9 protein-coding genes are annotated in these 7,199 nt (G+C 35.0%); 5 read left to right on the forward strand and 4 right to left on the reverse strand.

Annotation, left to right across the window (positions count from 1 at the left end; genetic code table 11):
• From ACY651_RS14745 to ACY651_RS14760, 4 genes are all read left to right on the forward strand, one after another.
• The coding region (locus tag ACY651_RS14745; protein ID WP_462254082.1) for a branched-chain amino acid aminotransferase at positions 1–996 on the forward strand (996 nt) is incomplete at its 5' end.
• Positions 997–1,195: 199 nt separating this feature from the next.
• Positions 1,196–1,576, forward strand: a complete 381-nt coding sequence (rpsL, locus tag ACY651_RS14750; protein ID WP_430986821.1) for a 30S ribosomal protein S12 — start codon at positions 1,196–1,198, stop codon at positions 1,574–1,576.
• Between the two features lie 107 nt (positions 1,577–1,683).
• The gene (gene rpsG, locus ACY651_RS14755; RefSeq protein WP_462219891.1) at positions 1,684–2,151 is read left to right on the forward strand and encodes a 30S ribosomal protein S7; all 468 of its coding nucleotides are present in this window, start codon (positions 1,684–1,686) and stop codon (positions 2,149–2,151) included.
• A gap of 93 nt (positions 2,152–2,244) precedes the next feature.
• Complete coding sequence (locus tag ACY651_RS14760) at positions 2,245–3,120, forward strand: sugar phosphate isomerase/epimerase family protein (RefSeq protein ID WP_462254084.1); 876 nt, start codon at positions 2,245–2,247, stop codon at positions 3,118–3,120.
• A 175-nt stretch (positions 3,121–3,295) separates the two neighbouring features.
• Here ACY651_RS14760 and ACY651_RS14765 read toward each other — a convergent pair whose 3' ends face one another.
• The 4 genes from ACY651_RS14765 to ACY651_RS14780 form a co-directional block, all read right to left on the reverse strand.
• The gene (locus ACY651_RS14765; RefSeq protein WP_462254086.1) at positions 3,296–3,949 is read right to left on the reverse strand and encodes a response regulator; all 654 of its coding nucleotides are present in this window, start codon (positions 3,947–3,949) and stop codon (positions 3,296–3,298) included.
• Between the two features lie 101 nt (positions 3,950–4,050).
• Positions 4,051–4,458 carry a sensor histidine kinase gene (locus ACY651_RS14770; RefSeq protein ID WP_462254088.1) on the reverse strand — a complete coding sequence of 136 codons (408 nt, stop codon included), beginning with the start codon at positions 4,456–4,458 and terminating at the stop codon, positions 4,051–4,053.
• The gene (locus ACY651_RS14775; protein WP_462254090.1) at positions 4,409–4,849 is read right to left on the reverse strand and encodes a sensor histidine kinase; all 441 of its coding nucleotides are present in this window, start codon (positions 4,847–4,849) and stop codon (positions 4,409–4,411) included. Before ACY651_RS14775 ends, ACY651_RS14770 begins: the two co-directional genes overlap by 50 nt.
• A 20-nt stretch (positions 4,850–4,869) precedes the next feature.
• On the reverse strand, positions 4,870–5,283 hold the full coding sequence (locus ACY651_RS14780; protein WP_462254092.1) for a hypothetical protein: 414 nt from the start codon (positions 5,281–5,283) through the stop codon (positions 4,870–4,872).
• Between the two features lie 1,355 nt (positions 5,284–6,638).
• On the opposite strand from ACY651_RS14780, the gene ACY651_RS14785 reads away from it, so the two are divergent.
• Positions 6,639–7,199 (forward strand): response regulator (locus tag ACY651_RS14785; protein WP_462254094.1); only part of this gene is annotated, 561 nt, incomplete at its 3' end.

Raw genomic sequence — 7,199 nt, forward strand, 5'->3', positions numbered from 1 at the left:
AATATTCCCTTTGGAAAATATTTTACCGATCACATGCTTGAAGCCGATTATGAAGATGGTGAATGGAAAAATGTAGAAAAAAAACCTTATCAGCCTTTATTGCTTGCCCCCAGTTTGGCAGCATTGCATTATGGCCAGGCTATTTTTGAAGGTATAAAAGCCTATAAAAATGCCGATGGCGAAGCTTTTATATTCCGGCCTTACGATAATTTTAAACGTTTTAATATTTCTGCCGAAAGAATGGAAATGCCACAAGTGCCCGAAGAAATTTTTATGGAAGGTATGCGTATGCTTATTGATATTGATAAAAGTTGGATACCGGAGAAAAAAGAACATTCCCTATACATTCGCCCATTTATGTTCAGCAGCGATGAAATGATTGGTGTAAGACCGAGTGAAAAATATAAATTCATTGTTATACTAAGCCCAACCGGCCCGTATTATGCAGCGCCAATGAAAATTAATGTAGAGGAAAAATTTGTAAGGGCAGTGCCCGGTGGTATTGGTTATGCAAAAGCTGCAGGCAATTACGGCGCCGCTATGTACCCCACTGCTCAGGCACGCAAGCAGGGCTACGACCAGGTTTTGTGGGTTGATGCACTGGAGCATAAATATGTACAGGAGTGCGGCACTATGAATGTGTTTTTTATAATTGGAAAAACAGCGGTAACGCCTAATCTTGATGCAGGCACAATTTTAGCCGGTGTTACCAGGGATAGTGTTATTATATTACTTAAAGAGATGGGTTATACTGTAGAAGAAAGGCCCATTAGTATAAATGAAATAATTGAAGCCCACAAAAATGGCACTTTACACGACGTGTTTGGCACCGGAACCGCTGCAACCATTTCTTTTATAAAAGAGTTGAAATACAAAGATTATATCATGAATTTTGATGTGGAAAAATGGGTTGCTGCACCAGAGGTTAAAAAGAGGATGGATGCTATAAAATATGGCATTGAGGCCGATACTCATGGCTGGATGTACCGGATTTAGGATTTCAGATTGCCAATTTTAGATTTACATTTAAACACCGTGGTAAAAGTCCTGTTTGTAAATGCATTTTTTTGGGTTATTTTTCAATTTTAACCTTAAAAAAATATTTTTTTTAAGCAGGGTAAAAAAATCTGACATCTAAAATCTAAAATCTAAAACTTTCCCCTACCTTTGCCGTCCGAAAAATAAAAGGATAATAATGCCTACAATTCAACAGTTAGTAAGAAAAGGAAGACAAATTATTAAAGCCAAGAGTAAATCAAGGGCTTTAGACAGTTGTCCGCAACGCCGTGGTGTATGTACAAGAGTATATACTACAACTCCAAAAAAACCAAACTCTGCTTTGCGTAAAGTAGCCAAAGTACGTTTAACCAATAAAATTGAAGTTATTGCCTATATACCGGGTGAAGGACACAATTTACAGGAGCACAGTATTGTATTGATACGTGGCGGAAGGGTAAAAGATTTACCGGGTGTACGTTATCATATTGTACGTGGCAGCCTTGATACTGCTGGTGTAAAAGACCGTAAGCAAAGCCGCAGTAAATACGGAACTAAAAAAGAAAAAGCTAAAAAATAATGCCCCCATCCCCTAAAGGGGGGGAGAAAGGCAGCAAACAAATTTTTAAAACGGTTGAGTAAAGTTTTAATACTTGAAGAAATTCAGCCTAAAATCAAAATTAAACAATGCGTAAATCACAACCGAAAAAGATTCCATTAGCACCCGATCCAAAGTTTAACGATAAACTGGTAACCCGTTTTGTAAACAACCTGATGTGGGCTGGTAAAAAAAGTGGTGCTTATATAGTTTTTTATGATGCTTTAGATAAAGTAGCTAAGCAAACAGGCGAAAACGGTTATGAAGTTTGGAAAAAAGCTTTAAGTAACATTACACCGGGTGTAGAAGTAAGAAGCCGCCGTATTGGTGGTGCTACTTTTCAAATTCCTGCCGAAGTACGTTCCGACAGGAAAGTATCTTTAAGCATTAAATGGATGGTAAAATACAGCCGTGACAGGAATGGCCGCAGCATGTCGGATAAATTAGCTAACGAAATTGTAGCAGCAAGTAAAGGCGAAGGTGCAGCTTTTAAAAAGAAAGAAGATACTCACCGTATGGCAGAAGCTAACAAAGCATTTGCTCACTTCAGAATCTAACATTTGTAAATATATTGGTAAAGCCGTCTTTTTTAAGGACGGCTTTTTTATTTTATGTAACTTTAGTTTTTAACTCATAAATATTATTGCTGTATGAACACCAGGAGAAACTTTATAAAACAATCGGGTTTATTAACTGCAGGCTTAATGATGAACCCATCAGACTTGTTGAAGAAACAAAAAAATGTAGGCATACAGTTATATTCTGTAAGAGATGAAATTTTTAAAGACCCTAGAGGAGTAATTAAAAAAATAGCTGCAGCAGGTTACAGCGAAGTAGAAATGTTTGGGCTTAGTGCCGAGAATAAATTTTATGGTTTAACGGTAAAAGAATTTGCACAACTTTTAAAAGATAATAAATTAAAAAGTCCCAGTGGTCATTATATGCCGGAGAAATTTCTTTTTGAAAACGGTAATGGCGACGATGTAAAAAACTTTTGCGAAGCAGGAAATATACTGGGCAATAAATATATCATCATCCCATGGATGCAGGAAGAAAGAAGAAAAAATATTGACCAGTATAAAGCACTGGCAGAAAGAATAAATAAGGCAGGCGAAATATGTAAAAAAGCCAATTTACAGTTAGCTTACCACAACCACGATTTTGAATTTGCAGATATGAATGGTCAGCATGGCTATGATGTTTTATTAAACAATACAGATAAAGACCTTGTAAAAATGGAAATGGATCTGTATTGGGTAGTACGGGCAGGTTACAACCCTGTTGAATTGTTTAAAAGACATCCGGGGCGTTTTCATTTATGGCATGTAAAGGATATGGATAAAGCCGATAAAACTAAAAACACCGAAGTAGGCAATGGTACGGTAGATTTTAAAACCATATTTGCCAATGCAAAACTTTCGGGAGTAAAACATTATATGGTAGAGCAGGAAAATAATTATAAGCCCGATATTTTCAACAGTATAAAAACAAGCTGCGGTTATACTAAAACTTCGTTGCTTAAATAATTAAAAATATAATAATGTAGAATATCGAATGTGGTTTATGATCAAAGAACATTCGATATTCGACATCTATCAATACAATATTAAATAATCGGCAATATAAAATTTGCAAATGTCGAATGTAGTTTCCAATCAAGAAACATTCAATATTCGCCATTTATCAATTCAATATTCTTCCTTAATCTATCAGGGAATTTTTCATTGCATAAAAAACTAAACCCACAGAGTTTTTTACACCAAAACGTTCCATCAGCCTGTCTTTAATGGCTTCAACCGTTCTGCTGCTGATATCCATCTTAGACGCTATTTCTGCAGCGGTAAATTCCATACAAACTAAAGTAAGCACTTCCTTTTCTCTTTCGCTAAGCACTACTTCGGTAGTTAAATTGGGGCTGAACTTTTGTTTGGAATAATTTTTTTTGATGAGTACTTTATTTACAAAAGGATTTAAGTAAAAGCCGGTACGCATTACATCCATTATGGCTTTTCTTATTTCGGCAGGTTCGGTATTTTTTAAAAGATAGCCAGCAGCGCCACAATCCATCAGGTGGCCCACAAAGCGTTCATCTTCGTACATGGTGAGTATGATTACACGTATGCCCGGAAAATTTTTAGTAATAAGTTTTGTAGCATCAATGCCATCTTTAATCGGCATTTTTAAATCGCATAAAATTACATCGGGTTGTGCCTCGGGAATTTTTGCAATCAGGTCTTCGCCATTTTCGGCCTCCATTACAAACTTAAGGTTAACATAAGAACGCAAAGAAAGAATAACCCCTTTACGGAATATTTTGTGATCATCGGCAATGGCAACTTTTATTATATCTTCCATGTTGGGGTAATAGAGTAAAATTACATAAAACAAACTTCAATTTAAAATTTGAAATTGAAGCATTCCATTTCAGCAAAAAAAACGTAACCAATTTTAAATCTTTAATTTCCAATTCCTCCCTCCATTGGTACTTCAACTGTTACTTTGTAATACGTATGGCTGGGATCAATTTCAAAAAATATTCTTCCTTTAAGTACTTTAATGCGGCTGGCAATATTTTTTAAACCAAGGCCTAAGGCACTGTGGTTTAATTTTTCAAAATCGGCCTGTACAATTCCGTTACCATCGTGGTGCAGGCGAAAGTACATACTGTTGCCGCTGTTGTTTTGTGTAAGGTGAATAAAGCCGGCATTGCTGTGTTTAAAAACATTGTTTACCAGCTCCTGCACAATACGAAACACCAAAAGCTCCTGCTCTACTTTTAAACGGATGCGGTAATCATGAAACCTGGCGCTGGCATTAATGCTGCCGCTGCCGCTTATTTTTTTGAAACAGGTCGGTAATAGCACTCTCCAACCCAAAGTTTTTAAGCGTTGGCGGCATAAGGCTGTGGCTGATGTTGCGTATCAGTAAAATGGCATCATCAATAATTTGTTTGGCGCTGTAAATGCTTTGCAGTTGCTGGGCTTTTTCCTGGTTAACCAGGTTTTCGTTAAGGTAAAGGCGGGCAGTGGCCAGTAAAGGGCCGGCATCATCATGCAGATCGGCGGCAATGCGGTTACGCTCTTCTTCCTGAAAACGGATAGAGGCGTTCAATAATATCTGCTGCTTTTCTTCTTCTAACTGTTTTAATTGTGTATTAAAGCGGAATACTTTGCGCTGGTGGAATATAACAAACCCCACAATGGCAATAGCCAGTATAAGCATGCCGATAGTACCAATAATTAAAACAATATTCATTTTGCTGCTGGAAATTAGGTTTAAATGTTTATAGGGTTTTTATTATTATTTATAGGGATTTCTGTTTTTATTATACTATTATCATTGGCTACTTTTGCATAATATTCATTGTTATCTTTTATTGATACAGCAATACATAATAGAATGTTTTTAATGAAGGTTACAGTACCATAAATTATAGTATAATTAATTTTAAAATTGGCATCTTTAACAGGCGTTGTTTCTGAATATGCAAACAACAAAAAATTTCCGGAAAAATTAGCTATTAATGCTACAGCAAACCAAAAGGGGAAAGTGGAAAATATTATATCTCCTGAATTATCTTTTAATCTTTCAAAAAAATAAAAGATAATTATAATAATAAAAAAAGTACACGAAGCTAAGAGGGGGATATATGCTAAAGTCGGTTGAGTTGATTGAAAGTAATCAACCAAACATATTATTACAAAAGAGAAATTTGCTAGAATTATTATTTTGCGTACTAACTTGTTTATAATAACTAAAGAGAGAATTGTACTTAAAAAAATAAATTCACAAATATTGTGAAACCTTGTGATAATAATATAGCCTTCCTTTGAAGGAACAATTAATCTAAAGTATAGGGAGCATAAGACAAGAAATGAAGTAATTATAGCATATAAAAAAAATATCCGCCTAATTTTAGTCTTATTACGTTTAAACATAATAAGAATAAAGATAAGCGGAAAAGTTTCCGAAAATAATACTGAATATTTAATAACGTCTGTAATAATTGAGATTTTCGTAAAAATACTAATTAATTACTAACGCTCCTAAATATAACTTATTTGAAAATTAGCAAAATATTTCCTCAAAAGTTGTTGAAAGTTCCCAATTCATAATAAAATAATTTTTTGTGGTTTGTTAAGTAAGAAATTTCTCGAAGCACAAACTTGCTGCAAAACCACTGTACAGGCAACTGTCCATAAATATGTTAATATGTGGATAACTTAAAAATTCCTTGATTATGAGGGGTTTCAGTATTTGCACCAAGTAAAGCAACGAGTTAAGATGGGGTAAATATACGAAAACAAAATAGTAATTTTACTATCTAAAAAATCGTAGCTTTACCTACGCATTTTTACTATAATTGAAAATATGGGGTAAATTATACGGTTTTGGTGCATTAACCTCACAGGTTTTAGAAGGGAATAGCAATTTACAGGGTAGTTCCTTTATCAAAACCATTAAAATTTTGCTGCTCAATCAAAACCTGTGAGGTTTTTGAGCGGTGTAAGGTTTTGGCAGGGTATTGGCTGCAAAAGCAAACAAACCAATGGCTGGTTTACTGTAACCAGCCATAAAAAAATTTAACTAACAGGTTTTTTGGTTCAGAGGTATTGGAAACAAAACGGGATATTAAAAATTAGTTGATTGACAAGATAACACAAGCACAAACAGGTTTTTCCAAGGATAAGCGGCACTTTTTGGATATTTATTGGATAATTGGATATAAATTTTTCCGTGCACCCTATCAATCAACTGAAACAAAAATAGCTGATGTTAAAAAGCTGTGAAAGAGGGATACCGCTCTTTTTTTGAAGTTGTAAAATTTACTTTGCACCCGCCAAAAACGCAATGCATAATAGTAGATAAACGTATTGATGCTATCGTAATTTTACGAAGTAATATTGCTAAAAACGGTATGATAATCAACAGCATGTGGAAAAGTTTTTACTACCCTGTTTTATTAAAGCACTAGGTATTTGTTAATTGAAAAGTGTAACTTGACACGATTTTATACTAACCCTAATTATACTGCACGCTAATTATGAGTAACGAAACTTTTATTAAAATTGCTATTGCCGACGATCACAAGATTTTTAGAGATGGGATTAAGATGGCGCTTTCGGGAAAAGCCAACCTTAAAATGATTTGGGAGGCCGAAGATGGAAAGGATATGATGCACAAAATTGCCATTAAAAAACCCGAAGTTTTGCTGATGGATATACGTATGCCCGAAATAGATGGCATTAACGGTATTCAGTTGATACGTAAAGAATACGAGGATATAAAAATAATTGTGCTTACCATGTACGACGATCAGCAGATGATAAGTAAAATGATGGAAATGGGGGCCAATGCCTACCTTACCAAAACCACCGACCCCGAAGAAATTTACGAGGCCATACTCACCTGCATGAATGATGATTTTTATTTTAACGAGCTGGTGAATAAAGCAGTAATGGGTAAACTAATGCAGAAAAAAAATGTGCGCCAGCATTACGGTACCAATACCCCGGTGCATTTTAACGAGAAGGAAATAAAAATACTTAAACTGCTTGCCGAGGATAAAACCACTGAAGAAATTTCTAAAATAATTTTTCTTAGC

Source organism: Ferruginibacter sp., from assembly GCF_031391665.1.
Taxonomy (GTDB): Bacteria; Bacteroidota; Bacteroidia; order Chitinophagales; family Chitinophagaceae; genus Ferruginibacter.